This is a genomic window from Paraconexibacter sp. (assembly GCF_041602235.1).
In the GTDB taxonomy this organism is placed as follows: domain Bacteria; phylum Actinomycetota; class Thermoleophilia; order Solirubrobacterales; family Solirubrobacteraceae; genus Paraconexibacter.
Genome location: NZ_JBFIGP010000483.1, coordinates 1 through 1606, shown reverse-complemented (window position 1 = coordinate 1606; position 1606 = coordinate 1). Strand labels below are relative to the sequence as shown.

The window sequence follows — 1606 nt, the reverse complement described above, 5'->3', positions numbered from 1 at the left end:
CGCGCGCAGGACGTGGTCGTAGACGTCCTGGTAGTAGATCGCCATGCCCGGGTCGAGCACGTGCAGGTCGCGCCGCATCAGGGCGTTGACGACCTCGCGCATCGGGAGCACGACCCGGCGCAGCCGCACCAGGCTCTTGCGAAGCTCGAACGAGCGGCGCTGGACCTCGGTGTCGTGCGGCCGGTCGTCGAAGAGCAGGTCCTCGAGCCCCTCGATCTCCGAGTCGAGCTCGTGCACCGCGTCGAAGTGACGGTCGACGATGTCGTCCAGGAGCCCCCACAGGAGGAACGCCACGCCGTGCACCGCGAGCTCGGCGGACTCGTCCCAGCGGCGCAGAACGCCGTCGAGCGCGTAGCCCTCGTCCTTGCGGACGGTGACCAGCGCGTTGCGGGTGACGAACGCCCCGACCTCGGAGATCGCCAGCGTTCCCGTCTCGGCATCCAGGGCGACCGCGTAGGCGCTCAGGTACAGGTGCGTGTCGTACCGGTCGAGCTTCGGCCGCTCGTGCTCGCCGAGCGCGCTCTCGAGCGCGAGCTTGTGGAGCGAGAGCTCCTCCTCGATCGTCGCCAGGTCGTCCTCCGACGGTCGGCAGTAGTCCAGCCACACGAACGCGTCCGCGTCGACGAGGTGCTCGGCGATCTCCCGCGGGGGGAAGTCCTCCAGCACGAGGGCACCGTTGCGGTACAGACGGGTGCGCGCCATGGTGCGACCTTAGCCGCGGCGGTCGTCCTACCTTCGGGGAGCATCGCAGCGGGCTGGGCCGCACGGTCGGTGGCGCCGGTCCGGGCTCCTAGGAAGCGGGCTCCGCCGCCATCCCGCGGAGCACCAGCTCGGCAAGGCGACGGGCGCCGCCGGACCCCAGGGTCGCGAGCTCCCGGGTGGCCTTGAAGACCAGGCGCAGGTCCTCGGCCTCGGCGTCCGGGCGCAGCGCGCCCTGGGCGCGGGCACGCTCCACCAGCTCCTCGAGCGCCGAGGTGGCCGCCGCGCGCGCTTCTGCAACCTCGGGACGGGTCGCGGCGGCGTCGTCCCAGGCGGTCTGCGACAGGAAGTCGCTCACGCACTCCTGCACGGTGGCGTAGGTGGCCTCCGAGAGCGCCGCCCATGCGTCGGGATGCCGCGCCGCCTCGGAGAACCTCCGCGTGAGCGTCCCCGCGCGCTGGATCACGAGCGTGGCGATGACGTCGTCCTTGGCCCCGACCTGCCGGTAGATGCTGCCGACGCCCACGCCGACGGCCGCCGCCAGGACCGGCATCGCGACGTCGAGCCCCTCGCGTGCGAACAGGTCGTCGGCCGCCGCCAGGGTGCGCTCGCGCTTCTCGTCGGAGGTGAGATCCACCCATGGCACCGGAACGGCCATTCCGCTAGCCTACACCGAACCCGTCCGGAGCCGCCCGTGGCTCCGCCCCCGACGCCCGAGGAGCCCCGTGTCCCATTACCGGTCCCGCACCGTCACCCACGGCCGCAACATGGCCGGCGCCCGCGCGCTGTTCCGCGCCGCCGGGGTGGAGAAGGCCGATCTCGGGAAGAAGCCGATCGTCGCGGTGGCCAACAGCTACACGCAGTTCGTCCCGGGCCACACCCACCTCGCCCCGGTCGGCCGCATCGT

The 1606-nt window shown here is 72.5% G+C and carries 3 protein-coding genes; 1 reads left to right on the top strand and 2 read right to left on the bottom strand.

What is annotated here, in order from left to right; translation table 11 throughout:
- Together ABYE80_RS20685 and ABYE80_RS20680 are read right to left on the bottom strand one after the other, a co-directional pair.
- Positions 1-702 (bottom strand): magnesium transporter CorA family protein (locus tag ABYE80_RS20685; RefSeq protein WP_372792315.1); only part of this gene is annotated, 702 nt, incomplete at its 3' end.
- 88 nt (positions 703-790) lie between these two features.
- Positions 791-1357, bottom strand: coding sequence for a TetR/AcrR family transcriptional regulator (locus tag ABYE80_RS20680; RefSeq protein WP_372792313.1), 567 nt, complete (start codon positions 1355-1357; stop codon positions 791-793).
- 67 nt (positions 1358-1424) lie between these two features.
- Between ABYE80_RS20680 and ABYE80_RS20675 the strand changes: the two genes are divergently transcribed.
- Positions 1425-1606, top strand: a 182-nt coding sequence (locus tag ABYE80_RS20675) for a hypothetical protein (protein WP_372792311.1), incomplete at its 3' end; no start/stop codon positions are given.